This is a genomic window from Indiicoccus explosivorum, from assembly GCF_002167005.1.
GTDB classification, from domain to species: domain Bacteria; phylum Bacillota; class Bacilli; order Bacillales_A; family Planococcaceae; genus Indiicoccus; species Indiicoccus explosivorum.
Map to the genome: position 1 here is coordinate 1 of NZ_NHTN01000024.1, position 26,413 is coordinate 26,413.

General features: G+C 53.6%; 22 protein-coding genes and 2 pseudogenes. 10 read left to right on the top strand and 14 right to left on the bottom strand.

Annotated elements, in window-relative coordinates; translation table 11 throughout:
* Positions 1-347: 347 nt before the first annotated feature.
* The 5 genes from mnmH to CCE92_RS08830 form a co-directional block, all read right to left on the bottom strand.
* A complete protein-coding gene (gene mnmH / locus CCE92_RS08810) occupies positions 348-1,406 on the bottom strand; it encodes a tRNA 2-selenouridine(34) synthase MnmH (protein ID WP_088007160.1) in 1,059 nt (352 codons plus the stop codon).
* Positions 1,407-1,554: 148 nt separating this feature from the next.
* A complete protein-coding gene (locus CCE92_RS08815) occupies positions 1,555-2,343 on the bottom strand; it encodes a MeeY/MeeF family manganese export membrane protein (RefSeq protein WP_088007161.1) in 789 nt (262 codons plus the stop codon).
* A 341-nt stretch (positions 2,344-2,684) separates the two neighbouring features.
* Positions 2,685-3,836, bottom strand: a complete 1,152-nt coding sequence (locus CCE92_RS08820) for an MGDG synthase family glycosyltransferase (RefSeq protein ID WP_088007162.1) — start codon at positions 3,834-3,836, stop codon at positions 2,685-2,687.
* Positions 3,837-3,861: 25 nt separating this feature from the next.
* The gene (locus CCE92_RS08825; protein ID WP_241535946.1) at positions 3,862-4,563 is read right to left on the bottom strand and encodes a polysaccharide deacetylase family protein; all 702 of its coding nucleotides are present in this window, start codon (positions 4,561-4,563) and stop codon (positions 3,862-3,864) included.
* Positions 4,560-7,037 (bottom strand): glycoside hydrolase family 31 protein, encoded by a 2,478-nt coding sequence (locus tag CCE92_RS08830; RefSeq protein ID WP_241535947.1) that lies wholly within the window; start codon positions 7,035-7,037, stop codon positions 4,560-4,562. The genes CCE92_RS08825 and CCE92_RS08830 overlap by 4 nt, the downstream gene beginning before the upstream one ends.
* A 92-nt stretch (positions 7,038-7,129) precedes the next feature.
* On the opposite strand from CCE92_RS08830, the gene CCE92_RS08835 reads away from it, so the two are divergent.
* From CCE92_RS08835 to CCE92_RS08860, 6 genes are all read left to right on the top strand, one after another.
* Positions 7,130-7,894, top strand: coding sequence for a purine nucleoside phosphorylase YfiH/LACC1 family protein (locus CCE92_RS08835; RefSeq protein ID WP_088007184.1), 765 nt, complete (start codon positions 7,130-7,132; stop codon positions 7,892-7,894).
* A gap of 200 nt (positions 7,895-8,094) precedes the next feature.
* Entirely contained in the window at positions 8,095-8,604 is a 510-nt protein-coding gene (locus CCE92_RS08840) for a DUF4178 domain-containing protein (protein WP_088007163.1), read from the top strand.
* A 20-nt stretch (positions 8,605-8,624) separates the two neighbouring features.
* A complete protein-coding gene (locus CCE92_RS08845; RefSeq protein WP_088007164.1) occupies positions 8,625-9,296 on the top strand; it encodes a PspA/IM30 family protein in 672 nt (223 codons plus the stop codon).
* A 57-nt stretch (positions 9,297-9,353) separates the two neighbouring features.
* Positions 9,354-9,905, top strand: a complete 552-nt coding sequence (locus CCE92_RS08850; RefSeq protein WP_088007165.1) for a DUF4247 domain-containing protein — start codon at positions 9,354-9,356, stop codon at positions 9,903-9,905.
* Positions 9,906-9,928: 23 nt separating this feature from the next.
* Positions 9,929-10,324 (top strand): DUF350 domain-containing protein, encoded by a 396-nt coding sequence (locus CCE92_RS08855; protein ID WP_088007166.1) that lies wholly within the window; start codon positions 9,929-9,931, stop codon positions 10,322-10,324.
* 12 nt (positions 10,325-10,336) lie between these two features.
* A complete protein-coding gene (locus CCE92_RS08860; protein WP_088007167.1) occupies positions 10,337-11,890 on the top strand; it encodes a polyamine aminopropyltransferase in 1,554 nt (517 codons plus the stop codon).
* Positions 11,891-11,962: 72 nt separating this feature from the next.
* Here CCE92_RS08860 and CCE92_RS08865 read toward each other — a convergent pair whose 3' ends face one another.
* The 4 genes and pseudogenes from CCE92_RS08865 to CCE92_RS16400 form a co-directional block, all read right to left on the bottom strand.
* Entirely contained in the window at positions 11,963-12,733 is a 771-nt protein-coding gene (locus tag CCE92_RS08865) for a MeeY/MeeF family manganese export membrane protein (protein WP_088007168.1), read from the bottom strand.
* 246 nt (positions 12,734-12,979) lie between these two features.
* A complete protein-coding gene (locus CCE92_RS08870; RefSeq protein WP_088007169.1) occupies positions 12,980-13,753 on the bottom strand; it encodes a MeeY/MeeF family manganese export membrane protein in 774 nt (257 codons plus the stop codon).
* A gap of 196 nt (positions 13,754-13,949) precedes the next feature.
* Positions 13,950-15,161: pseudogene (locus CCE92_RS16395) on the bottom strand (ATP-binding protein); the annotation flags it as partial.
* Positions 15,162-15,263: 102 nt separating this feature from the next.
* Positions 15,264-15,995: pseudogene (locus tag CCE92_RS16400) on the bottom strand (GAF domain-containing protein); the annotation flags it as partial.
* 225 nt (positions 15,996-16,220) lie between these two features.
* On the opposite strand from CCE92_RS16400, the gene CCE92_RS08880 reads away from it, so the two are divergent.
* Positions 16,221-16,754, top strand: a complete 534-nt coding sequence (locus tag CCE92_RS08880; RefSeq protein ID WP_088007171.1) for an ECF transporter S component — start codon at positions 16,221-16,223, stop codon at positions 16,752-16,754.
* Positions 16,755-16,894: 140 nt separating this feature from the next.
* The gene (glsA, locus tag CCE92_RS08885) at positions 16,895-17,839 is read left to right on the top strand and encodes a glutaminase A (protein ID WP_206601397.1); all 945 of its coding nucleotides are present in this window, start codon (positions 16,895-16,897) and stop codon (positions 17,837-17,839) included.
* A gap of 112 nt (positions 17,840-17,951) precedes the next feature.
* Here glsA and CCE92_RS08890 read toward each other — a convergent pair whose 3' ends face one another.
* The 3 genes from CCE92_RS08890 to CCE92_RS08900 form a co-directional block, all read right to left on the bottom strand.
* Positions 17,952-19,460, bottom strand: a complete 1,509-nt coding sequence (locus CCE92_RS08890) for a malate:quinone oxidoreductase (protein ID WP_088007172.1) — start codon at positions 19,458-19,460, stop codon at positions 17,952-17,954.
* A gap of 219 nt (positions 19,461-19,679) precedes the next feature.
* Positions 19,680-21,131 (bottom strand): Na+/H+ antiporter NhaC, encoded by a 1,452-nt coding sequence (gene nhaC / locus CCE92_RS08895; RefSeq protein ID WP_241535949.1) that lies wholly within the window; start codon positions 21,129-21,131, stop codon positions 19,680-19,682.
* 422 nt (positions 21,132-21,553) lie between these two features.
* Complete coding sequence (locus CCE92_RS08900) at positions 21,554-22,333, bottom strand: nitroreductase family protein (RefSeq protein ID WP_088007173.1); 780 nt, start codon at positions 22,331-22,333, stop codon at positions 21,554-21,556.
* A gap of 113 nt (positions 22,334-22,446) precedes the next feature.
* On the opposite strand from CCE92_RS08900, the gene CCE92_RS08905 reads away from it, so the two are divergent.
* Complete coding sequence (locus tag CCE92_RS08905) at positions 22,447-22,671, top strand: hexameric tyrosine-coordinated heme protein (RefSeq protein WP_088007174.1); 225 nt, start codon at positions 22,447-22,449, stop codon at positions 22,669-22,671.
* Positions 22,672-22,747: 76 nt separating this feature from the next.
* Here the strand turns inward: CCE92_RS08905 and CCE92_RS08910 are convergent, their stop codons facing one another.
* Entirely contained in the window at positions 22,748-23,941 is a 1,194-nt protein-coding gene (locus tag CCE92_RS08910; protein ID WP_088007187.1) for a DUF4317 domain-containing protein, read from the bottom strand.
* Positions 23,942-24,159: 218 nt separating this feature from the next.
* Between CCE92_RS08910 and CCE92_RS08915 the strand changes: the two genes are divergently transcribed.
* On the top strand, positions 24,160-24,639 hold the full coding sequence (locus CCE92_RS08915) for a PAS domain-containing protein (RefSeq protein WP_088007175.1): 480 nt from the start codon (positions 24,160-24,162) through the stop codon (positions 24,637-24,639).
* A 223-nt stretch (positions 24,640-24,862) separates the two neighbouring features.
* On the opposite strand, the gene CCE92_RS08920 is transcribed toward CCE92_RS08915, so the two are convergent.
* On the bottom strand, positions 24,863-26,284 hold the full coding sequence (locus CCE92_RS08920) for a GntP family permease (RefSeq protein ID WP_088007176.1): 1,422 nt from the start codon (positions 26,282-26,284) through the stop codon (positions 24,863-24,865).
* Between the last annotated feature and the right edge of the window lie 129 nt (positions 26,285-26,413).

The following is a 26,413-nucleotide window of genomic DNA, read 5'->3' on the forward strand; positions in this document are numbered from 1 at the left end:
TGCCCGTCCGTTTTTCCGCAGGCGTCTCGCATTTCCGCTGGCTTCTGCCGGCCCTGTCTCTCAGAAGCAAACTGCCAACGAAAAGGCGGCAAGACGGAACTTTAAGCCCTCTCCCGTTCCTTTTTGTGTTCGCGTCGGTTTTTTTCTGTGAATTTAGATAGGGGCAGCCAGCATCGCGACGTCCTGTCGCGCTGGCTGCATTTCCCACATCGTGTGGGTCAAAAAGCGTCCGGTTTCCCCATCCGGACCGGATGGTTCGGGAAACAGGTATTCTGATCTTTTCAGACAGCCTTCCTTGCGGCTTTCTATATCTCGCTGTTTGACGGAAAGGACCGCCGGAAGACGCCTCAGCGGATCGGGCAATCCGTTTCCCGCTTCAGTTCTTCAATGGCTTTTTTGACATGGCCGGCCGCTTCTTCCAAATCGGAAGCAGCGACTTCCACTTGTCTGATGCCGGACAGCTGCTCTTTTTTATGCGCATAGCGGGCGTCATAATAATGTTCCAGCAACAGCCGGACAGCGGGCGCGAAGTTTCCTTCTTCCAGCTGTGCGCCGATCTCGCCGGCGACCGGTGTGTGGATGCGCGACCGGATCCGGCTGAACGCTTCCAGGCACTCCTGCTGATGCTTTTCCGGCTGGTAGTCTTCGAGGATGATTTCAATCCGCTTCTCCACCGGCATCCGGATATCGATATGCGGACTCGTTTCCTTCAGCTCCATCAGGAACGGCGGCACAACCACTTTCCCGATCCGGCTGTTCTCTGCCTCGAACAGAACGTATGGTTCATCCTTCAGTTCCCGCAGCCGCCGGACGAGTAGTGCGTCGAACGTTTTCTGGTTATTGGGGCTGTCCGCGATATGTCCGAAAATCGACCCTTTATGTCCGGCCATTCCTTCCAGATCGATGACAGGATACCCTTCTGCTGTAAGTTTTTCCAGCACCTTCGTTTTCCCCGATCCGGTGAGCCCGTTCAGTATGATCGCCTGCTCCGGCACTTCTGCCGCTTCGAGCTCGCTGACCGTCCATTTCCGGTACGCCCGGATGCCGCCTTCCAGCCGGTTGACCTTCAGACCGGCAAGATCCGCCAGCGTGGCCGCTGTTTTACTCCGCATGCCGCCCCGCCAGCAGAAAACAGTCTTCTCCCCCTGCACATTCTGCATGGCCCTGATAAAAGACGGCAGTTTCTGTGAGACGATTTCAAGGCCGCGTTCTTTGGCGGCCTCCACGGATTCCTGCGTATAGAGCGTCCCGACTTCAGCCCGTTCTTCATCATTGAAAATCGGGATGTTGATGCTGCCCGGCATGGTGAATTCCCGGTATTCCGATGGCGATCTGACATCGATCAATGTCATCTGCCCATTCTCGGTCTGCGGTATCAGTTCTTCTATCGTTATCGTTCTAAACATGATTTCCCTCCAGCAGGATTCTAAAATCCATCATGCTATTATATCACTTGCCGCAAGGAAACGTCTTCCAGCCGCTTTATGCCTCATTGAAAATGAAACAGGCGATGCCGGCAGTTTTCCGGCATCACCTGCTGACCTGCAGTCCCGATTATTCTGCGGAAGCTGATGACTGCGCTTCTTTGGCCGGTTTCTTTTTTGACAGGAACCAGCCGCCTGCAGCAATCAAAAGCAACACGGTGTAAAACGTGATTTTCCATTCCGGCGATTTTGCGAAACCTTCAGCGAGTACGCCAAGGTCGGGGTGAGAAAGGGTATAGACTGCGAGTTTGACACCGACCCAGCCGACGATGGCGAATGCGGCGATTTCCAACCCCGGCCGCTCCTGGAGCAGGTTCACGAAGAAGTTCGCCGCAAATCGCATGATGATCAGGCCGATCAGGCCGCCTGCGAAAATGACAAGGAACTTACCGCCATCCAGTCCGCCGATCGGCGGGAGTCCTGTATCGGGCAGCGTCACGGCAAGGGCAACAGCAGCCAGGATGGAATCGACCGCGAACGCAATGTCCGCAAGCTCGACTTTGGCCACCGTCCCCCAAAACCCTGTCCCTTTCCCGCTCTTTTCCGTATCCTCCGTCACATTTCTTTTCTTCAACGCGGTTTTCCGCAAAATGTGGTTCACTGCGATGAACAGCAGATACAAGGCACCGAGTGCCTGCACCTGCCAGACACCGACCAGGAATGAAATGACAAACAGTGAAGCGAAGCGAAACACGAAGGCACCTGCCAGCCCGTAAAACAACGCCCGTTTGCGCTGTTTTTCCGGCAGGTGTTTCACCATGATCGCCAAAACGAGCGCGTTATCCGCCGCGAGAAGTCCCTCGATAGCGATCAGCAGCAGCAATACCCATCCGTATTCCAGCAGCAATGCAATATCCATCCAATTTGCCTCCCTTTCAGTTCTGATTCCGGTTTCACTTTTACAAGCCGCCGCTGCGGGTCAGTCTTTGCCGCCCCCTCCTTCCCGGCATGCCTCTCCGGCGCTCCAGGCATATAAAAAGACCTCTGCCTTGGAATGGCAAAGGTCTGGCTAACAGCGTCGGCGCTGCCAGCAGAGCCGAGGGTCGCCCCTGAAGTGACGGCTATGCTGTAAAAGCTACTCCCCTTTGGGAGAACACACTATCGGATTTGTTAGTTCCACTATAATCGATGAGGCCAACACGTGTCAATCAGCTGCCGTGCCGGAAGCTTGGCTTTAATCAGCGGGCTTTCCAAACAGCCCTATCCGCCTTTTCGTTTCAGGTCTTCCTGCAGTGGCCCGGTCTTGAAATGGTCCCGGAACACCTGCTTCAGTGCCTCGCTGACCGGCATTTCGAATTCGCCGAGGTAATGCTCGATCCGTTCTTTCAGCTTTGTCACGGCGACTTCATCGTTCAGGATGGAAACGAGCTGGGCACCCGCCATTTCATCCTCATCCAGCCGGATGATCAGGCCCTTTTCTTCCAAATATTCCAGGTTCTCATATTCCTGGCCGGGCAGTGCGCGGACGGTGAAGACCGGAAGCCGTTTTGCCAGCGCTTCGCTTACCGTGATGCCGCCGGGCTTCGTCAGAATGGCATCCGACCGGTCGTACATCCGGTTCATCTTTTTCTGGGAATCGATGTATGAATGAATTTCCGTGTTCGGAAAGTTTTTCTCCTTCAGCTGCCGGTATAACTTCATGTTCGTCCCGCACAGAACCGTAAGGGCAAGCTGCCCGTTGATTTTCGAAATGAATTCTTCCATATTGCCAAGCCCGGTGTTGCCTCCTGCCACAAGCAGCCGTTTCGCACGCCCTTTTTCTCTTTCCGTTTTTTTCGTGAACAGCGGATGGACCGGAATTCCGGTCACGAATACCCGTTCCGGCGCAATGCCGTATTTCTCCGTCAGCTGCCTCTTGCACTCCGGATTCGGCGCAAAGTGATAGTCGATATGCTGTTTCCCCCAAAAACTGCTGATGAAAAAATCCGTATATACATTCAGCACAGGTGTGAGAAGCGTCCCTTTTCTCTTCAGTCGGTCAAGGATGCCGGAAGGGAATGAATGCGTACAGATGATCAGATCCGGGCTTTCTTCCGCGATCATTTCCTCCATCTTCCGGTCGAAATACTCCTCGACCCGCTTCATGAACGCACCCTTATCCGGTTCTTTTTTCGGTTTCTGCATACTTTGGCTATAGACGTACTGATAGGAGGCGGGAAAGTGCTTGATCCATTTAATATAGCTTTTGGAAACGACCGTCTCCAGCCGCTTCCCGCAGTACGTGATGAAGTCTTTTTTATGGCAGTCGATGGCCGGAAACGTCCGGTGAAGAAGGTCAGCAACTGTATCCGCGGCTTTATGGTGGCCCGAGGGCATTTGGAAAATCGGCAATATCAATACTTTGTAAGCCACTGGGAATCCCCTTTCCGCTCTGTCGTCACCTGTTCTGAAGCAGTTCCGGAATCGGTACGAAACGGACGCCTTCCGATTTCATTTCAGGAATAAAGCGCGCCAGCGCAGGAATCAGCCGGGCCGGCCCTTCGCTGTCCGCACCGAATGTATCCCCGCTGTCGTGGAGCAGAATGATTCCTCCGTCCGGATCCGCTTTCTTCAGCCGGCTGAACAGTTCTTTCTCTGTCGTGCCGCGTTTCCAGTCTTTCGCGGTACTTGACCATAACACAATTCCGAGTTTTTTTGAATAAAGAAGCGTGAGCGGCGTCAAATGCCCCCATGGCGGCCGGTAATAACGGGGAGGCACGCCCGTGATGCCGGAGATCACCCGGATGCTGTCTTCCAGCTGCCTCCTGTATCCCGCGGGAGATAAAAGCCAATTGCTGACGTGCGTGTAATGGTGGACCGCGATTTCGTGCCCTTCTTCATGTATGCGGCGCAGCAGTTCCGGAAACCGGACCGCTTTTTCGCCGACCACAAAAAATGTCGCCTTCACTTCATGCTGTTTGAGCAAGTCCAAGAGGCGCGGTGTATAGAGCGGATGCGGCCCGTCGTCAAAAGTCAGGGCGATGGTGCCTGGCACGCCGCCTTTCCGATAAGTGCCGAGCGGAAGCCTCTTCACGGTAAGAGTCGGAACGGCCGTATAAAGCAGTGCGGCGGCCAGACCGCCGATCATCAGTTTTTTCATTTTCCTGTCTCCCCGTCCGCTTCTCCGCCAAAACCGGTCCAGCGGAACTCAGCCTTTTGCCGGCCATCATGGTAAGTGATGCGTTTTTCAGGAACCCGTTCATCATCCACCGTGATCTCCGTCCCCTTTTTTATGTTGTGCAGCACGAATTTCCGGCGGTTCCGCCATGCCGGGTGCCAGCCATCCGTCAGCACAGCGGTCCGGATCTCCACTTTCCCTGCGGAGACTTCCGCTTCCATCCGCTCTTCAAAATAGCAACCTTCCCGATACGTCAGGCTGATGCCATCGTCGTCATAAAGAAGCGCCGAGCCGGCTGCCTGTTCCTTGATGTACAAATGGACCGCCAGTTCACCGATTTCCGCTTCTGCATTCCGGCGGACAGGTCCATGGACGATGATGGCGCCGTTTTTAATGAAAAGCGGCAGCCGATCGAGCGGCGCATCCGCGATGATGTGCTTTCCGCCTTCCAGGATCGTATCTTCCCAGTAGTCGACCCACTCCCCTTCCGGCAAGTACACCATCCGCTTTTCCTGGCCCGGCACGAGGACCGGTGCGACGAGCACATCGGGACCTGCCAGGAACTGGTCTGCCAAATTGGAAACAGCCGGATCGTCCGGATATTCCAGCACGAGCGGCCGCATGACCGGGATGCCCGTTGTGCTCGCTTCCCTGAACAGCCCGTAAAGGTAAGGAAGCCAGACGTAGCGCGCCTGTATGGAATTCCGGATCACCTCTCCGTACTTCTCGCCGAACGACCAGGGCTCCTGGCGGTCCGAGCCGAGAACGCTATGGTTCCGGAAGTAAGGCATGAATGCGCCTGCCTGTGTCCAGCGGGCGAGCAACTCACCCGATGCGTGATGGGCGAATCCGCCGACGTCCGGCCCGCTGAACGCCACACCGGACATGCCGAGGTTCATGCACATCGGCAGCGCCATCTGGAGGTGTTCCCAGAAACTGCGGTTGTCCCCCGTCCAGACAGCGGCCCAGCGCTGGATGCCGGCGTAGCCGGCACGGGTCAGCACGAACGGCCGCCTGCCCGCCAGCTGCCGCTTCAGCCCTTCGTAAGTCGCTTCACTCATCAGAAGCCCATAGGCGTTGTGCAGTTCGCGGTGGGTCTTCGGATTCCCTCCGTTCCGGTGGACCACTCCCAGGTCCATTGTCTTTGTTTCATTGAAAACTGACGGCTCGTTCATGTCATTCCAGATGCCCTCCACACCCATTTCGGTGTAGAACGCATGGTTTTCGCCCCACCAGTGGCGTGTCTGTGCTTCCGTGAAGTCCGGGAACGCGCTCGTCCCCGGCCAGACATCCCCGAAAAACACGTCCCCTTCAAGGAATCTGCAGAAATGATCGTCGGCGACGCCTTCCTTATAGACCCGGTATTCCGGATCCTTTTTCACGCCGGGGTCCACAATCGGAATGAGCCGGATTCCCTCGCTCTTCAAATCCCGGATCAGCCCCGCCGGGTCCGGGAACCGCTCTTGATCGAACGTGAATACCCGGTAATCGTCCATGTAATGAATATCCGAATAGATGGCATCGAGCGGGATCTCCTGCTCCTTAAACCGGGCGGCCAGTTCCCTCACTTCCTGCTCCGATTCATAGCTATAGCGGGACTGATGGTAACCGAGCGCCCATTTCGGCGGAAGCGGCATCCGTCCGGTCAGCTCCGTGTACTGGCCGATGACATCCTTCAGTGACGGACCGGCAAAAATATAGTAATCCAGTCCGCCTGAATCCGAAGAAAAGGTATAATGGCCGGACTGCCCTTTCATATCGAAGACGGTTTTCGCGGTGCTGTCGAGGAACAGCCCATGCGCATTGCCGTTCCGGAGCGTCAGGAAGAACGGGATGGACTGGTAGAGCGGGTCCGTTTCCGGATTATGCGGAGCGAAGACGTCCGAGTTCCACATCACCAGTCTGTCGCCCCGTTTATCCAGAAAACCGGTCTTCTCTCCGAACCCGTAGAAGCGGTCCGCATCGTCCAGCTGCTTCCTGCAGTGCGCTTCCGTCCGGCCGCTGAACCCTGTTCCGCCGGGTACATCCGCCAGCAGCAGCTTGCCCTCCTGATCGAAAACCGTCACGGCGGCCGTTTCTTTATCGACCGTGAGCACCAATCCGCCGGCCGCCAGTCTTAGCTGCTTTTCTTCCTCCGATAGTGTCGCCTCCATGTAATCGGGGTGGCTCCGTACGGCGAAACTGCCTTCCGGCGGAGCGGGACGGGAATCCACCGTGATCCGGACCGTCCGGTTCCCGCAGAAGGCGGCGGACAAAAATCCGTGTTCACATACCATATCGATTCGGCCCCGCGCCTCTTTCCGGAATGAAACAAGCCTGCCGAGCGGCCAGAAACCGGGCGGTTCCGCCGCGGGAGGCCGGCCGGGTGAAATTTCCGAACTGCTGTCCTGCATAGTATCCCCCATCTCTCTGTCTGAATATATCTTCCGCTGCTTCTGCAGCTCTCCTGCCTTCATGATATCCCCCTTCCGTCCGGATTCAAACTCTTGCTGCCCCTCCAGCTGTACATCGCGTCCGCTCTTTACTATATTTGAGTCGGGTGATCATGATGAAAACAAAAATTTATTTGGATGATGACAACTTCATCGCCGGCATGACGTTGAAATCGGACCATTTACCGGAAAACAATAATATGGCGCTCCACAGCTGCATCAGTCCGGAAACCGTTCTCGGGAACCGGAAAAGCTTCACCGGTTTCATCGGGTTCCGGCTGAACGATCTTGTCTGCGCCAGACAGACGCACAGCGCCAACTTCCACGAAGTGACGGCTGCCGAAAAAGGGAAAGGCGCAGACCGGATGGAGACAGCCATCCCGGATACGGACGCGCTGTACACGTATGAACCGGATCTCGTGCTGGCTTCTTTTTCAGCCGACTGCGTGCCCGTCATGTTCTGGAACAGGAAAGAAGGGCTGATCGGCGTCATCCACTCCGGCTGGCAAGGGACCGTGAAAGAGATCACGTCCGATCTTTTTGACCATCTTATACAAGAACGGCACTGCCGCCCGGAGGATTTCCGGATCCAGCTCGGTGCCGCATTGAGCCAGGAGCGGTTCGAAGTGGATGAAGATGTGTTCAAGCGGTTCCATGCGCTCGGCTACGCGGATGAATTCATTTATTTCAATGAAGAGACGCACAAATACCATATCGACAATCAGCTGACAGTGAAAAGGCAGTGCGAGCTTGCCGGCATCCCGCCGGAACAGATCGCCATCGACCGGACGTGCACATTCGGCAGCGCCGAGGGCTTCTCCTACCGCCAAAACAGACAGGCGGGGCGCCACATGAGTTTTATGGTGCGCAAATCCGGGTGACCGGCCGGGAAACGGCCAGCGGAGATTTTTCTGGGTTTTCCCGCAAACTTCGGAACCTATCCGCACGTCTTCCGTATATTCATTATATCCGTTTATGCCTTCGGCTGGTAATTAATGAAGGGACGCAGGACTGGCGGGTTTGTGGTACGGTTAACAGGAATGGATTACGTGATTGAGTTCATGACGGGCGAGGTGGAAAAATGGGGCTGTTCGATCGTTTATTCAAAGGAAAAGACAAAGGACCGCCAAAAGCTGAAAAACGGACGCTTCTCAATTTGCGCGTCGGGGATTTTGTAACATATGACTTGGCCGATTATGAAGTGACGGGCAAAATCCACTACAACGACAGCGGATATACGTGGGATGCTTATCAACTGACAGCATCCGGCCGGAAACTGTGGCTGAGCACGGAACTGGACGACGAATTTGAGGCCGGTATTTATGAGACCGTCCGGATTCCCGGCCTTGAACCGGGCGCTGCGCAAATCGAGTACGACGGCCGGACGTACCACTTGGAAGAACAGGGCCAGGCCCGGACATCAGGGGAAGGCAGCAGCCGGAATGTCCATGGGAAGACCGTATCGTACTATGATTACACGGATGAGTCGGGTGAGTACTTTTTATCCGTCGAAGTCTGGGGCGGAGACATGGAAGTGAGCCACGGACAGGAAGTCGAAGAATATGAATTCACTATTTTAGCTGGAAGCTGAAATTAACAGGAGGCGGGAACATGTTCAGATTTTTTAAGCGGATGAAGACGTACGTCGGTTCGGAGCTCAACGCGGCGCTTGATAAGGCGGAAGATCCGGTCAAAATGCTCGACCAGTTCATGCGCGAGATGTCTGCGGATATCCGCGAAGCGGAAACGGCGGTCGCCAAACAGCTGGCGAACGAAAAAATGCTTCAGAAAAAGTACGAAGACGCGTCGGCCATGGCCGAAAAACGGCAGAGCCAGGCGGTCGAAGCGCTGGAAGCCGGCAACGACGACTTGGCGCGCCGGGCGCTTGAAGACAAACAGAACCACGCCAAACAGGCCGAGACGATGAAGCAGGCGTACGAACAGGCTTCCTCGGATGTGGCGGTCCTCCGCGAAAAGCTGGCGGAAATGAAACGCGAGTATGAGGAGATGGAACTGAAGCAGGACTCTCTGAAAGCGCGGGCGGAATCAGCGAAGACCCGCACTAAGATCAACCGTTCGATGTCTTCTGTCGGCGGAGATGAATCCCGGCGCGGATTCGACCGGATGGAAGAAAAAGTGATGCGGTTCGAAGCGGAGGCTGACGTATCGGAAGAGATGCGCTCGGACTCCCGGAGCATCGACGATGAACTGGCTTCATTGAAAAAAACGAGTGAAGTGGACGATGAACTGGCGGAACTGAAACGTAAGCTCGGCAAAGAATAACGAACCGCGGCCTGCTCCTCTGCGTCAGGCCGCCTTTGTTCAGTTAGGGTGTTGTGTATGGCAAAAAAAGGCTGGCTGTGCGTCCTGGCTGCCTTGACGGTGTTTCTTGCCGCCTGCGGCCTCATGGGCGCCGATGACTATATTGATCAGAACTACACGTTCGTCGATGCGATCCAGAACAATGCCGTCCAGAACGACCGGGCCTTGCTGTACCGTTCGGATCTCGGACTCCAAGAGACTGCCGAGGAGCTGATCGGTGTCGAAGAACCGGAACAGATCGGTGAGGCAACCGACGGCCGGCAAGTGCTTGTCTATGATGATGAATTCGTCATCCTGACGGAAGATCCGGAAAATCCAGGCGCGACGCTCGTTGAGGTGGCGGAAGATGAATTCGTCCGGAGGCACTACCACCCCGGCTTCTTCACCGGCATGTTCGTCGGCTCGTTCCTCAACGACCGCCTCGGACGGGGCTGGGTGAGCACGCAGCAGAACCGGTGCGCACAGACGGGCGGCTGCTATTCGGGAGGCGGTGCGTACGGCGCCTTTCCGGCAGGCACATTCGGTCGCGGGGCAGCGTTCCGCGGAGGCGGACCCGGAGAAGGAAAATAACTTAAGGCAAAGGGGATAATGCAGTGAATCCATTCTTACTGACGTTTCTGTATTTCGCGGCAGCCGTTGCTGTCATTGTAGTCGGCCTGTTCGTCTTCGAACTGATGACGAGAAAGTACAAGGACTGGGAAGAAGTCAAAAACCGCAACACGGCGGTCGCGCTGTCGATTGCCGGTAAAATCATCGGCACAAGCATCATCATCGCGTTCGCGATTTTCCATAACGATACAATTTGGCAGACCGTTGTCTGGGGCCTGTACGGCCTGGCCCTTCAGCTGATCGCGTACTTGCTGTTCGAAGTGCTGACACCGCGCTTTTCGGTGGAGCAGCAGCTGAAAGAGAACAACACGGCGACGGGCATCATCGCATTCGCTGTATCCGTCGGTCTCGCTTTCGTCATCGGTGCTTCCATCACATAAGGCGGTGTTCGTATGACCACACAGCAGGCAGTCCGGAAAAGCCGGGCCATTTACTACGCATCCGGAATCGTATCGATTTGCGGAATCATTTTTGAAGTGCTGTTCGGCGCGCTCGGTTCCTATATCCTCGGCGATGGGGTGAAGCAGTACACACTGATCATTTCCCTGTTCCTGACGGGAATGGGAATCGGCGCGTATATCAGCGAGAAAATGACGAAGAACTTGATCTTATCCTTTATTTGGATCGAATACGGGATCGGCCTGATCGGCGGATTTTCCGCGATGCTCCTGTTCGGTGTCACCGCTTATTTGCCGGACGGGACCGGCGCCCTGTTCCTCTACAGCGTGACCCTCCTCGTCGGCACGCTGACCGGTGTCGAACTGCCTGTCCTGATCCGCAAGGCGAATGAAATCGGCGTCTCCCTTCAGAAAAGCGCCGCAAAAGTGCTGTTTTTCGACTATGCAGGCGGTCTCATCGGCGGCCTGCTGTTCCTGTTCCTGCTCCGTCCGTATTTCGGGCTCGTCAAGACCTCCTTCCTCGTCGCGCTCGTCAACGTGGCGGTCGCTTTATGGATCGTGTTCCATTTCCGCGCCGAATTGAAGCGGTTCCGGATCCACGCATCGTTCGGCTTCCTGTTCACCGCCCTCCTCGTATTGGGCGCTCTGTTCGGTGAAGAAGCGGCTTTCCACTTCGAGCAGAAGCTGTATCAGGATCCGATTATCCATTCGGAGCAGACGGCTTACCAGCAGATCGTCCTGACGAGGGAACAGGGGGATACCCGGCTCTATCTCGACGGACAGCTCCAGTTCAGCTCGTCGGACGAGCACCGCTACCATGAAATCCTCGTCCATCCTGCCATGGCGGCTGCAACGCGCCATGACCGGGTTCTTGTCCTCGGCGGCGGTGACGGCCTGGCGGTCCGGGAACTGCTGAAGTACGAGGATATCGGACGCATCACGCTCGTCGATCTGGATCCGGCAATGACTGAACTGGCACAGGAACACCATCTGCTGACCGAACTGAACGGCGGGGCACTGGATGATCCGCGGGTGACAATCGTGAACGAAGACGCTTTCCGGTTTCTTGAGGATGCTGAAGGGTTCTATGATGTCATCATCGCCGATCTGCCGGATCCGAACAATGAATCGCTGAATAAATTGTATACACAGGAGTTTTATTCGCTCGCACGGAACCGCCTTCAGCCGGATGGCGCCATGATGGTCCAGGCGACGAGTCCGGTGTTCGCTCCGCGGGTCTATTGGACAATCGATGAGACGATCGAAGCCGCCGGCCTGGAGACAGTGAACCTGCATGCCGATATCCCGAGTTTCGGCGGCTGGGGGTTTGTGCTCGCTTCCCGTCAGCCCATTGCGCTGGCGGAGCTGGATCTGATCGGTGAAACCCGCTACTTGACGGAAGAGCTGTTGCCGGCTCTGAGTGCCTTCGGCAAGGATGAGGACCGGGAGATCACGGACGGCAGCGGCAAAGCTGTCGCCCTCGAGCCGAATACGCTGATCCGGCCCAACCTGATCGAACTTTATGAGAAATCCTGGCGATACTACTGATCAAACGAAAAAAGCTGTCCGGAAGTCGGATTATGACTTCCGGACAGCTTTTTCTGTTTTCATTGATAAGGGTTAAGAAACGTTCCCCTCTGTCTTTTTGCCGGAGCCGAACCAGCCCAGCAATGCGATACCGACGAGTACACCATAGAATGTGAGCGTCCACGGTGTGCTGTGCGGGAATTCGTGGGGCAGGATGCCGATTTCCTCATGGGAAAGCGTGATGACCCCGAGTTTGACGCCGACCCAGGCAACGATCGCATACGCCGTCGTTTCGAGAGCGGGCCGCTGATCCAGCAGTTTGACGAACCATGTCGCCGCGAACTTGATGAGGATGAGGCCTGAGACGCCGCCGAGCACCACGATCAGGAATTTCCCGCCGTCCATGCCGCCGAAATCGCCGAGCGGTGAATCCGGCAGGCCGAGTGCCAGCGCGACCGCCGCTAGAATCGAGTCGATGGCGAATGCGAGATCCGCCAGACCGATTTTTCCGACGGTCGGCCAAAACCCTTTGCCTCTGGACTCCTCTTCGATTTCTTCATCGATGTTTTCATTCTCTTTACCGAACCGGGCCTGGATGATGTGCTTCAGTCCGAGGTACAGCAGGTAAGCCGCACCGATCGCCTGCACCTGCCAGATATTCGCGATGAATGAAATCGCGAAAAGTGCCGCAAATCGGAAAACGAACGCCATGATCAGCCCATAGTTGATCGCCTTCCGCTTCTGATCTTCGGGCAAGTGTTTCGCAATGACCGCCAGCACGAGCGCATTATCCGCGGACAACAGTCCCTCGAGACCGATCAATATCAACAGCGTCCAGCCGTATTCCAGCCAAATTGACTCCAACCCTATCGCTCCTTCCAAATAAATAAACCCATTGCTCCGCCGGCTAGCTGCAGTGAAAAAGAGCCAGGAATCTGCCTCTCCGCCGGAGAACCGCATCTGTTTTGTACAACCACTCCATTTTACACCTGTCCGCCGTGTTTGAAAACTGTTTGCATTGGAACGAATGCCACTTGAAAAGGCAGGAAGAGGAATCTGTCCCCTCTTCCCGCCTGCTTTAGTCCATTTTTCCGGTTTGCGCGAAAACTGTCAGTCTTCCAGGTTCCGCGCGCTTTTATTGCCGGGCGCAAACCAGCCGAGCAGCGCAATCGCCACGAGGACACCATAGAAAATCAGTGTCCATACAGTACTGTGCGGAAAATCGTGCGGCAGGACGTGAATGTCCTCATGCGCGAGCGTGATGACCGCCAGTTTGACACCGACCCATGCCACAATCGCATAAGCGGTCGTCTCCAGTGCCGGCCGCTGATCCAGCAGTTTGACGAACCACGTGGCCGCATATTTGATCAGAATCAGACCCGCGATACCGCCGAGAACCACGACGATGAACTGCCCTGCGTCCATGCCGCCGAAATCGCCGAGCGGTGAATCCGGCAGGCCGAGTGCCAGCGCGACCGCCGCAAGGATCGAGTCGATGGCGAACGCGAGATCCGCCAGTGCGATTTTTCCGACGGTCGGCCAGAAGCCCTTGCCGGCCGATTCCTCTTCGATCTCTTCGTCAATGTTTTCGTTCTCTTTACCGAACCGCGCCTGAATGACATGCTTCAGCCCGAGATACAGCAGATACGCTGCCCCGATCGCCTGCACCTGCCAGACGTTCGCGATGAATGAAATTGCGAAAAGCGCCGCAAACCGGAAAACGAACGCCATGATGATCCCATAGTTGATAGCTTTCTTTTTCTGATCCTCGGGCAAATGCTTTGCAATGACCGCCAGTACGAGCGCGTTATCCGCGGACAGCAAGCCTTCCAGCCCAATCAGAATCAGCAGCGTCCATCCATATTCCAGCCAAATTGACTCCACGTCGCTCCTCCTCTCATGCAGACCATAAAAAAAGAGCCGATCGCTGGTCTCTTTTTTCATGATCCGCTTCGTTCTGGTTTTTGCGCTTCCTTATGGAAGTTCCATACCCTTCGCGGCGGACCGGAAAACACAGAAGAGGCGGCATCTCTCCATTTCCGGAGACAGTGCCGCCAAGGGAACCGGAACAATCAAGGATTCAGCAGGGGAATCTGGTCAGAAAAGCCGTCCCGCCCGGCCCGGTCTGGATTTCAATTTTTGCATGATGACGGGCCGCGATGGCGTAGCAAATGCCAAGACCCAGACCTGTCCCTTCATCCTTCGTCGTGTAAAACGGCGTCCCCAGTTTTTCCAGCACCTCCGGGCGGATCCCTTCTCCTTCGTCCTGGACCGCCAAGACGGCGCAGCCGTCACCATCCATGTACGTGCTGATCGTCAATTCCTGTCCCGGCTGCATCGCTTCAAGGCCATTGCGGTACAGGTTTACAATCAGCTGCCGGATCTCTGTCCGGTTCAGCAGCAGTTCCGGAATATCGTTCGTGTTGAAGCGGATCTGCTTATTCTGGTTCAGCGTATCGATCTTTATGAGAGGCGCGATATCCTGGAGGATTTTGTTCAAGTCGAGCATTTCCAGTCGGGATGTTTTCGTATTCCCGACGGAAAGAAATTCCGTAATGATGGAATTCGCGCGGTCGAGTTCCTCGATCATCAGGCCGAAATGCTGATGATGCTCTTTAAGGTCCTCCTGCTTTTTCAGCAGCTGCAGGAATCCCCTGACGGTGGTCATCGGATTCCTGATCTCATGACTGATGCCGGCAGCCATCTGGCCGATCAGATTCAGGTTCGACAGCCTTCTCAATTCCTTTTCATACTTTTTCTTTTCAAAGATATTTTTGAAGAGGCAGCAGATACCTTCGTCGTATGGGTACGCAATCACCTCAAACCAATGATCGTCGGTAACGGAAGGGATTTCAAAATTCACGGATACCCTTTCGGACATCGCGCGGTGAAATTCCCTGTATATGATCGAGTTCACACTTTCGGGAAATACTTCCCAGACATTCTTTCCTAACACGTCCTCGCGCGTGATGCCGTCGGGCAAGTACTGATGCCGGTTGATATATGTGAACTCCCATTCCTCATTCAGCGTGAAGAAGCCGTCTGTGATACTTTCAATGACACTCGTGACCCTTTCATTCGCTGCCGCCAGTTCACTGGTCCGCTGTTCCACCCTGCTCTCCAGCTGATCCATGTAAGACAGATTCGAAAGGACCGGAGCGGTGGCATCGGCGATCGAAGTGGCCAGCCGGATTTGGGACTTGCCGAAGTGACGGACCGCGGTTTCATTGCCGGCAGCTGTCAGGACGCCCAAAACTTCACCTGTGGAGACGAGCGGAATCATCAGCATGCCGGCTTCTTCGTTATCCGGTAAAGCGGCCGTCTGCCGGGTGTCGGCGACATGTCGGATCATCGTTGCGTAGTCTTCTTTCCCCGCTTCCGCCAATGCCTTATCCCAGTCCTGCTCTGTCCAGTCGGCTCCGCTGTCCCGCCTGCTGGATGTCACCGCCTGTTTTTCAGGAGATCCGAGGAGATGGACAGAGATGTTGCGGCTGTCCAAGACTTTTTTCAAGTAGAAAAAGCACTTGTCCAAGCTTTCCTGTACCGATGAACACATCGACAGATCACGTGTCACGTCCAGCAGTAATTGCTTTTCAGCGAGCAGATCCTCTTTCTGCTTCAAATTGGATGCGTTCCGGATTGCAACAGCCGCCATATTCACGTACGCTTCCACGCTTTGGATTTCCGATTCCGTCAAGTGCATCGGAGAACCGTAATCGAACAAAAAGACAAGGCCGAACAGTTCCTGTTCAAAGGAAATCGGCAGTCCCAGAAGGGATTTAATCTGAAACGCTTCTACAGAACGGGGATCCGGTCTGCTGTCCTTCGAGGTGTCCGGAATGTAAATCGTTTTTTGGGTCTCGATCACTTCTTTCGCCAGCAGATCGATCTCCGGGTCGATGATCTGTGACTCCAGTGTCATTCCGGTCATCATTTCCGGTTTTCCCGCAAACCCTCTGAATGTCCCGTCTTCATGCGGCAGAAAAATCCCGACGGAATTGCATGTCACAATTTCCTCGGATATCGCCTGCGTGACATGCTGCAGAACTTCTCGCAGCTCCAGTTTGGTGTTGATGATTTCCGTGATATTCGCCAGCCTCGAATATCTTGTCTGTTCCCTCATCATTTGAATGATCCCCTATCATTTCTTTCTGATTTATTGCCGCTTCGCTATCGTTCTGTTTACTATTTTACACGCTCGCCGTTTGTTTTTATAGATTAACGGCCAACAGAAGAAAGGCTTCGCCTAAAACTGGCCACTCTTTTTTTATTCAAACTGATCCTTTTATACAGTCCAGTTAACTGCTAAAGTTACTCTAAACAATGAAGACGGAAAGGAGTATCATTCATTATGCAAAAAACAGTGAGTTATTCGAACGGCCGCACCTTCGATCTTATTTTGACTTCCATGGCGATCGCGCTGGTGTTCGTTTCCACGCTCCTGCTGAATATCCGGCTCCCCATCGCAGCAAACGGCGGGCTGGTCCACCTCGGCACGGCGATGCTTTTCACCATCTCCATCCTGTTCGGCCCTAAAAAAGGCGCCATTGCCGGCGCAGTCGGGATGGGGCTGTTCGACTTAGTGTCCGGCTGGACATTATGGGCGCCGATCACCATTCTGGCGCGCGGACTGCAGGGTTATATTGTGGGACGGATCGCCTGGTCAGGCGGCCGGCAGGGAAACAGCACCCGGTTCAACATCGTTGCCGCAGTCGTGTCGATCCCCTTCATGCTGGGGATCTACTACATTGGCGAAGCGATCATTTTCAGCAGCTGGCTCATTCCCGCAGCTTCCATTCCCGGCAACATCGTCCAGAATTCAGTTGGCCTTATCATCGCGATCCCTGTGGTCGCCGCATTGAAAAAAGTGCCGTTTTTTAAATAGACGGCCAGCAGAAACACGAAAAGCGGGCAGAGGAAGAGCCATTCCTCTGCCCGCTTTTTTCCGCTTGGACTTCAGGAAGTTTCCTTTATTCCATTGAAGGGGAATAAGAAAATAACTTACGAAGGAAGCGGAGTGACGACATGCAGCAGATGACGCAGTCCTATCTTGAAGAAGTGCTGGAAAAGAGCCGGCCCTATACGAAGGAAGGCCGCGTGGCCAGCTATATTCCTGAACTGGGGGAAGCAGATCCCGATACCTTGGGCATCGCCCTGACTGAATGCGGTGGCGGCAGTTATGAAGCCGGCGACCATCAACAGATTTTCACCCTCCAGAGCATTTCCAAAGTGCTCAGTCTGCTTTTGGCACTGGAAGACCAAGGAAAGGATCAAGTGTTTTCCATCGTCGGACAGGAACCGACCGGAGACCCGTTCAATACCGTGGAATATTTGGAAACAGAAGCTAAGAATAAACCCTTCAATCCAATGGTCAATTCCGGGGCGATTGCGGTAGCGTCGATGATCAAAGGCCGGGACGTGGATGATCGTTTTGGCAGGATCCTCGATTTCATCCGCCAGGTTGCCGGCAATCCGGACTTGAAGCTCAATGAGGAGGTTTACCAGTCCGAAAAGAGAACCGGTGCCCGTAACCGGTCCCTCGCCTATTTCATGGAAAGCATGGGACTCATCGAACCGGATGTCGAGGATGTTTTGGACCTGTATTTCCGGTTCAATTCGATTAATGTCACGGTTCATGATTTGGCGAATATCGGATGCGTACTTGCAAACCGGGGGAAGATACCCGGCAGACAGGACTGGCTCATCGCTGAGGAACACGTGGAAACCGCTGTGACGATCATGTTCATGGCCGGAATGTACAACGCCTCCGGTGAATTCGCCATCGAAATCGGTTTTCCCAGCAAAAGCGGTGTCAGCGGCGGAATCATGAGTGTGGTGCCCGGACAGATGGGGATCAGCATCATCGGTCCTGCCATCGGTCCGCGCGGCAACAGCACAGCCGGCGTCCACATCCTTAAAACGCTGTCCGCCGACCGGCAGCTTCACCTCTTCCGTGACCGGCTGCTGTAGGGGTGTGCTGGTCTCCAATAGAGAGCCTTGCAATACTAAACGTAAAAAAAAAAAAGCGGTCCCCGTAATCCGTCCGATTACAGAGAACGCTTTTCTATCATGCAATCATGTTTTACACCGTAACGCGACCCCGTTTCTTTTCGCTGAGGCCGAGCGTTTCCGCTGTAGCCGCATGGATCTCCCGGAAAAGCTCCGCATTCTCTGACAGCGATACGCCGTAAGAAGGGATCATTTCCTTGATCTTCGGCTTCCATTCTTCCAGCTGTTCAGGGAAGCACCGTTCGAAAATATCAAGCATGGCGTGGACAGCCGTCGAAGCGCCTGGCGACGCGCCGAGCAGGGCAGCCACTGAACCGTCGGCGGCCGTGACGATTTCCGTGCCGAATTGGAGTGTCCCCTTTCCGCCGGTTTCCGTATCCTTGATCACCTGTACGCGCTGACCCGCTGTCACGACTTCCCAATCCTCCAGGTTGGCTTCCGGAATGAATTCACGCAGTTCTTCCACCCGTTTTTCATTCGACAGGAGCACTTGCTGGATGAGGTACTTGGTCAGTTTCATTTCTTTAGCGCCGGCCGCGAGCATGGTGAACACATTGTTCGGCTTCACGGAACCGATCAGATCCAAGTTCGAACCGGTTTTCAAAAACTTCGGCGAGAAACCGGCGAACGGTCCGAACAGCAGCGATTTTTGGCCATCGATGTACCGCGTGTCGAGATGCGGCACCGACATCGGCGGCGCACCGACTTTCGCCTTGCCGTACACTTTTCCGTGATGCTTTTCTGCTATCTCGGGTTTATTGCAGACAAGGAACAGACCGCTGACCGGGAAACCGCCGACCCGTTTCGACTCCGGCAGGCCGGTTTTCTGCAGCAGCGGAAGGCTACCGCCTCCTGCGCCGATAAAGACGAAATCGGCTGTGTGCGTCTCGATCTTATCGCCGTCCAAATCCTTGACCTTCACTTCCCATGTTCCGTCGGCTGTCCGTTTAATATCCTGCACACTGTGCCGGTAATTGACGTCGACGCCTTGCCCTTCCAAGTGCTGAAACAGGAGACGGGTCAGCGCGCCGAAATTGACGTCAGTGCCCGAATCGATTTTTGTGGCGGCAATCGCTTCATCCGGATTCCGGCCTTCCATCATGAGCGGAATCCATTCCTTCAGCTTTTCCGGATCATCGGAAAACTCCATTCCTTCAAACAGCGGATTATCCGAAAGGGTCTCGAATCGTCTTTGCAGAAAGTCCACGTTCGCTTCACCCTGGACGAAACTCAGGTGCGGAATCGGCCGGATAAATTCCTGCGGATCTGAAATAAGGCCGGCATCCACGAGGTGTGCCCAAAATTGGCGGGACAGCTGGAACTGTTCGTTGACCCGCACAGCCTTCGTGATATCGATCGACCGATCCGGCTTTTCGGACGTATAGTTCAATTCACAAAGTGCTGAGTGGCCCGTGCCCGCGTTATTCCATTCATTCGAACTTTCGTTTCCCGCGCTGTCGAGTTTCTCAAATACGTTGATTTCCCAGTCCGGCGCCAATTCTTTCAGCAATGATCCCAGCGTGGCGCTCATGATGCCGGCACCGATTAAAATGACGTCCGTTTTCTTCTGTACGCTGCTCATTATACCCTTCCTTATCCCTTAAAGTTTGCAGGATGCCATACCGGTCCGCCTGCGTGGAACGCCGACCGGAAACATCGCTTGCCATCTGATTCTTACTATAGCACAGTCTCTGATTTTAGTTATACCAAAAATCCCTGTCCGGGTTCTGTCCCGGCCGGCTGTAAGGGATGGGAATGAAAAACCTCCGCCCAGCCGGGCAGAGGTCCAATCCATGGAAAATTATATTTGCGCTACGTTTCCTGCCAATTTTTTATCCGGTCTCTGATCGGTTCCCTCTTCTTCGATCTTGGTCATGGTCAGCCCTGTCACGCCATAGAACAGCGAAACGAGCGGGGTGAGCATGGCAAGGAAACAGAAAGGAAGATACGTGCCGGTTGCGACACCCAGCGCGCCGGCTGTGAAGATGCCGCTCCCGGTCCACGGGATGAGCGCCCCGCCCTGTGTGCCTGTATCCTCAAGAACCCTTGATAAGTTCTCCGGTTTTAAATTCAGCCGCTCATAGACGGGCTGCATAATCGTGCCGCCCATGACGATCGAGAAGTAAATGGAGCCGCCGATCGCCAGCGAGACATAGCTGATGATGATGGTCACGAACGTCAGGACACCCGTGCTCTTGATTTTATGGATGAACGGGGCGACGAGCGCTTCCAGGACACCCGCATTGGCCATCATGCCGCCCAGTCCGAGCGCGAACAAGAAAAGAGCGACGAGCGCGAACATGCTGCTTAATCCTCCGCGCACCAGCAGACTATCGACGATTTCGATTCCGGATTCCACCGAATAGCCGCCGTAGAAGAAATCGATCGTCTCGGTGAATGTGAATCCCTGATAAAAGATCGCTACCAGTCCGCCCACTGCCGTCCCGATGAAAATGGACGGGAGCGCCGGTTTTTTCATCATGAGCATCCCGATCAGCACGACGATCGGAATCAGCGGGACGAGTCCAAGGTTGAAATTTTCCGCCAGGAATGCTGTCAGCTGCGCCACTGTTTGTTCGTTTGCGGCAGTACCCGCATACTTCAGCCCCATGAACGTGAAAATGACTGCGGAAATGACATAGGCCGGCACAGTCGTCCAAAGCATATGCCTGATGTGGGTGAATAAATCGGTTCCGGTGACCGTCGGCGTTAAATTCGTGGTATCCGACAGCGGTGACATTTTATCCCCGAAATACGCACCGCTTATAATCGCGCCCGCCGTAAGACCGACCGGCACACCGAGTGTCGCTCCGACTCCCATCAGTGCGATTCCGGCTGTTCCGATCGTCCCCCACGAGGTCCCTGTCGCCAGCGACACGAGAGAACAAAAGATCAGTGCCGTCACCAGGAAGAATTGCGGCGAAATCGTTTCGATTCCGAAGTAGATCAGTGTAGGAACGGTACCCGATGCAATCCATGCACCGATTAAAATCCCGACGGTCAATAAAATCAGCGCGGGCTGGAGTGCTCTGCTCATTGATGCGGTCATCGATTTTTCCACTTGTTTGTAAGTGAATCCGAGACCGAGCATGAACGGGATCAGCACAAGAACGCCGATAAACATCAGAATTTGAATCGGTGCATCAAACGCGAGAATGCCGATGGCGATGATTGCAGCCACGGTCCCCAGCATTGCCAGCGCATACAAAAACGACGGTTTCCTCATATTATTTTCTTCTGTATCTGTGATCAACAAATCACTCCTTCTGTTTTTTCCGAGGTGCCGTCTTTTTGAGAACCGGGAAGTTCAGACAGCCCTCTTAACCGTTGATGCAGTGATAATTTCATGAGACCCGCAGGCAAAAGAATTACCGGAATTTCTTATGTAAAACGAGTCTCCGCGAATCACTTTATAAGCGGCGTATGCATAGTTTAACAAAGAACTGAATTTTTCGCAAATCGACCTCCTTTATTTTCAGCGATACTGCTTATTTCCTCGTGTAATCATAACGTACTGTCAAACAAATAAATGAATAAAAATGCAAAAAGAAAAGTTAGCCTACCACGGAACCACGGAGGTCCTAACCGCATTTTTTTATTAATCGCCTCTGCGTTTCAAACGAAAAAACCCCCTGCTTCTTCGGTGTGAAGAGGCAGGGGCACCATATGGATCTGTTATTCGTTTTCCATGAAGTTCTGTTTCGCCAAGTAATCCAGCACTGTCCGGGAGAAGCCTGTATGGGACTCCTTCGTGTACTTAGCGATCGTATAGATTTGCGCAAGGTTCTTGAGTCCGAGCTGCTCCGTCATTTCCTTCAGCGCCGGTACAGCCATGTACCGTTCCCAGCCCTTTTCGTTCCGGTCCTTATAGATGTCCATCACTTCTTCGTCTGAATAATCCCGGTACTGCTCGTAGTGGACAAGGCCCTCCTTCGGCAGCCGGTCCCGCGGAGCAGGATTTTCTGCCGGGTACCCAAGCGAGTAGCCGACCACCGGCACAACATTCTCCGGAAGTCCCAAGACTTCACCGATCCGGTCACAGTTTGCAAGGGTCGAGCCCATATAACAGACCCCCAGCCCTCTGTTTTCCGCCGCCAGCGCGCAATTTTGGGCAGCGAGCGTCGCGTCGATGGCACCGATCATGAAACTCATGAAATTATCGAAATGGACCGGTGCATCGTTAAGCGCCAGCCATTTCCTCATCCGATTGAAATCCGCACAGAACGTCACCAGTACAGGCGCATCCATCACCATGGACTGCTCCATGTGCGGCTCATATAATTGCTTTTTGATCGCTTCATCTCTCGTCACGATCATCGAGTACGTCTGCATATTCCCGCTTGAAGAAGCGCGGATTCCCGCCTCCAGGATCTCATCCAGCAATTCCTGGCTGATCTCCCTGTCTTCATATTTCCTGATGGATCTGTGCCCATGGATAACATCAGTCAATTCCAACTTCACCACTCCTCAAGATAACTATAGCACTGAACCTTTGCGTACGGTATTTATTGTTCTGATTATTTAGGTAAGTAATACTGAATTTGATAGTTACTGAAGGAGGGGTCTGCATGGATGATTGGCTGCCAAGCCTGATTACTAAAATACCACAGGAAGGTTATGAATTAGCGATCAAACTGGCAAGAAAAGGCAGCGGGTATACCCAGCAATCGAGTGAAATCCGGGAAAAACTGCGCCCGCAATATGCGGAAAATCCAGATAGCCTGACGCTTGTTTCCCAAGTGATTGCGATTCACTTCCAGACGGTAGCCGCTGCAAATAACTACTGGAAATAAAAAATGGCGGCGGAAGCTCTTTCCCTTCGAGGGCAGGAGCTTTTTTAATTGACCGGCTGCTCCTTCAAAATTCCTCTTACTGCGGCAAATCGTCGGGCAGTAATTTGAAGCCGCTGATCATCGTATCTTCTTCCACCTCGATCAGGAGGCACCGCTTGCCGTTGTAGTTGACTTCTTTGACGTACCGCAAGTCTTGGGGACTGATCTTAATATCCGCGACTTTTGTGCTGATTTTTATCGATTTGGAGGCATAGCTCGGAACGATGTGCTTGGCTTTCATCTCATAATTTTTATCATCGACCACTTGCTGAAAGGCCATCTCCACTTTTTCCGTGTCCACGTCCTTGACGCCGCTTGCCTTCAATACCCGTGCCACTTCTTTCGTATCCAGAACCGGCGTTTTCTCGTCCCCGTCCTCGTTCTCTTTTTCTGTCTCAAGCATGTGATTGATTTCGTCATACACACCGGCGAGCGTCCTCGAATTCACTTCTTCGCCGATCACTGACTTGACGATTTCTTCAAACACCGCTTTATCTTCCTCGGCTGTCATGATTTCGTCGCCGTTCAGCACATTCTCGATAAACGGGAAGTCCGGTTTGTTCGCTTTGCTTGCTGCGTACAGGACATGGCTGACGTCCGCTGCGTTATCTGTAAAGCAGGGGAACAGGAATCCGCCGATGGGCGTGGCCAGCTTGATGACAGGATCCGTCATGAGATTCGACTTGAACTCCCGCCCGATAAAATCGAACACCAGAGAACTCTTCGGCAGCTCCGTCTCATTTATGCTGCAGAGGATGAACGGTGTCGTATATACTTCATCACGCAAGGCGGCTTCCGTTTCATCCAGCTCGCGTCTGGTCGTTTTAAAATAGTCGCCGCGGATGAATGTAACGACTGTATCCTTCTCGAAACGGCTTTCCCGGACCACTTTCAGCGCGATCTGCTGCATATTCTCCATCCATTCCTCCGCTTCATCCGCATGGAGGCCCTCGTACAAGAACTGCTGCGTATGGTCTTCCTGCCCTTCTGCTGCAGACTGGAATTTCACTTCGAACAGCTTCTCATCCAGCTTACCGCCCAGGACTTTTTTGAAATTGGCCAGGAACAGCTCTTGCTGATCCCGATCCAGCAAGGCGAACGGCCGGCTTTCCTCGTGAAAAATTTCATCGCTGTCCTGTTTGATGTAAACATTATAAATATCTGTGATTTTCAGCAGATCGCTGTCCAGTTTGAACCGTTTGCGAATGTCTGCGATATCTTTTTTATTCATCTCGAATTCCAACTCCCTGACAATCTGAATCGGTGACGCATCAAAAAAGAGCATCTCAGGCTATCCTCCAGCCTGCGATACTCTGTTCAGTATACCAGCAATCGGTGTAAAAATCGGGTGATTCTCGGACTTGCCGGCTGCTTGTGATATTAATCACAGACCGTTTTCACCAGCGATGTTACCATTACGAATGAAAGACTGCATAAAGGAGAGTTAAAATGTCTGAAAACAGATTGGCTGATTTAATTAGCCCTGAAGCTGTCGTTAACTTCGAAACCGGTGCGATCCAAGCAAGCACGTTAGACTCCATCATCAGCCTTTTACCGTTTGAAATGGGTTTTTGCGATGCGGATGATATTTTCCGCTGGTATTCGAATAATCCGGACCGTGTCCATGGCCGGCGCAAAGAAGCGATTGGCCGCCATGTGCTGGAGCTTCACCCGCGAGTGGCTCACCACGTTGAAAAACTGTTGAATGATTTCCGTTCCGGAGAACGGGATGAATGGGAATTCTGGTTCCCGAAACGTTCAGGCGAAGACGCCGGCCAGATTTATCAAAAGTTCATGGCAGTCCGTGATAAGGACGGGAAGTATCTCGGGTGCATGGACGTGACGGTCAACATCGATATTTTCAAGGGAAAAGAAGGGAAACACACCCCTGAAACGATCGACGAATTCATCGCTGTTAAACCTGTATGATGACTATAGAAATAGCATTGAAAAACGCACGGGATTTCCTGATCCCGTGCGTTTTCTTCACTTGGACATTTTATGTGAAATAATTCAGCTGAATCGCTGTGTCTGCTTCCATTCATCCATATTGGTAAATCAAGTTCGAGTTCAGCTCTTCTTTAATGTTTAGCCTTGCCTGACATAAAACAACTCCCCACGGTCATTCGTGACCGCAGGGAGTTTCTTCTTATTATCCCATTATAAAGCCAAGCGCGATAATCATCGGCAATGAGATGGCGGATGCCAGTACCGTCACGAACGTGAGTGATTTGAGCGCCCCTTGGGTTGTAATGCCCAGCATCGTCTTAAACATCCAGAAGAAATTGCTGTTTACGTGCAGGGCAAAGAGTGCGCCAGCACCGATAGCCAGTGCGATGACCGGAGCCGGAACAGTCAAACTGTCCATGATCGGTGCCAGAATACCGGCAGCGACAATCGCGGCGACAGAAATGGAGCCAATGGCCAGATGCAGAACGGCAGCGACAAACCAAGCCAGAAGGATGACAACGACCGTTGCATTCGACCCTGCCGAGAACAGACCCTGCAGGACACTTTCAAGCGCCGTTTCGCCGATCATGGCGCCTAAAGAACCACCGACGCCGGTGACGAGAAGAATCTGCCCTGTTGTATTGAATCCTTCAGACAGGGCATCCTCCGTGCGGCTTGCACCTATCGAAAATTTCGCTAATCCGTAAGCAATCAAGAGACCGAAGAACAGCGCGAACACCGGATTGCCGATGAACTGAATGAATTCCGACTCGATGCCCGCGGCTTTGGCGATTGCGCCTGCAGCAATCATAATCAGCGCAATAAAGATTGGCGACAGTGCGATAGCGAGCGGTATGGATTGACTGCGCTTGCTCAAATTGCTTTCCATTGGGACGCCATTATTAATTCTGCCTGCAGCTGTATCTTCACTGGCCAGGGCTGCGGCTTGCTCGGCCCAGACGGCTGTTTCTTCCTTCAGCATCGCTTCGGAAGGCTCTTCGTCTTTTTCAGGATTCCAAAAGCCCGCCTGGACCATGCGTCCGTACAAAAAAGTTGTGAGAAGCGAAGTGGCCAGGCCGACCGGTACGCCGTAAAGGAGCATGGTCCCGAGCGGAATATCGAGCAGCCCGGAAATTGCGACAATGCCCAGGCCCGGTACGACAAAAACATAACCGACCAAAATACCTGCGGTGAGTGACCCGGCCAGCATTCCAAGTCCTTTCCGGCCGAGCGCGGAAGATGCGGACCGGGCCAGCGGGGAAGCTAAAACGACCTGGACATCAACATAGATCGAAGAGAAAAATGTCGTTAAGACGGCGCTCATCGTATATGGAAGGCGCCGGGCCCCAAGTGCTTTCAGCAGCAGCTCAACTAAGCGCTGTAACGCGCCTGTCGCGTAGAGCAGCGACCCCATGAGGACGCCGAAGCCAATTAACAGCCCAACTTCAGCCATAATGCTCCCAAAGCCTTCGATAATGACGGCGAGTGTGTCGTTGAAGCCGAGTCCTGCGCTCAATCCCAAATAAAGTGTTCCGATGAGGAGAGCAATGACAGGATCGATTTTCAGGATAATAATTAAAGCGATAATACCGATGATTGCTATTGCTGTATGGGCAATAATCATAAAATACCTCCTATACTTTGGTGGATTTCATCCCCGCCTTTAACTAAGGCAGTAGGGAGTTTTTCAAAATGTTCTGATTTATATCGCCGTAACTCCTTTCCTCCTTCTCCTGTAAGCGCTTACTAAGTA